This window comes from Bacillus sp. HU-1818 (assembly GCF_022695965.1).
In the GTDB taxonomy this organism is placed as follows: Bacteria; Bacillota; Bacilli; order Bacillales; family Bacillaceae; genus Bacillus; species Bacillus atrophaeus.
In genome coordinates, this window is record NZ_JAAPBE010000019.1 from 1 (window position 1) to 600 (window position 600).

Genomic DNA, 600 nt, shown 5'->3' on the forward strand with positions numbered 1-600 from the left:
GCGTCAAATGAGAATGACGTTTTCAGCACAATGACATCCTCTTTATGTAACGGAAACTGCCGCTGCATGCCGGTCAGAAAAGAAACCGCTTGGCGATGCTCCACCGCCACGCCCTTTGGCTGCCCCGTGGAGCCGGAGGTATAAATGAGGTACGCCAGAGAGCCGCCGTCGGAAGTGCCTGCAGGCACTTCCGACGTATCGCCATCCACAAGCGCAACCATATCCACTTCAAGCGTCCCACCTGAAAAATCGGGAACCGTTAAACCAGATTGTGTCAGCATAAGCGAAGCCCCGCTGTCTTTCAGCATGTAGCTCAGGCGCCCGGCAGGATACGCCGGATCAAGCGGCAGATAAGCGCCGCCCGCTTTCAAAACGGCCAGCACGGCAATCATCATTTCCGGCGAGCGCTCGGCAAGGATGCCGACGATGCTTTCTTTCGTCACGCCTTTCGCCGCAAGGCGTACGGCCAGCCTGTTTGAATACGCATCAAGCTCCCTGTATGTCAGGCTCCCATTAGCGAAGTGAATCGCCTGCCGATCAGGCGTAAGCGCCGCCTGGCGTGTAAACAGGCCGTGGAGAGTCGGAGCTATAGGTGAAACA

General features: G+C 57.0%; 1 protein-coding gene. It reads right to left on the reverse strand.

Going from position 1 to position 600, the window contains the following annotated elements; translation table 11 throughout:
• On the reverse strand, positions 1-600 hold a 600-nt coding region (locus GXP75_RS21340; RefSeq protein ID WP_242557812.1), incomplete at both ends, for an AMP-binding protein.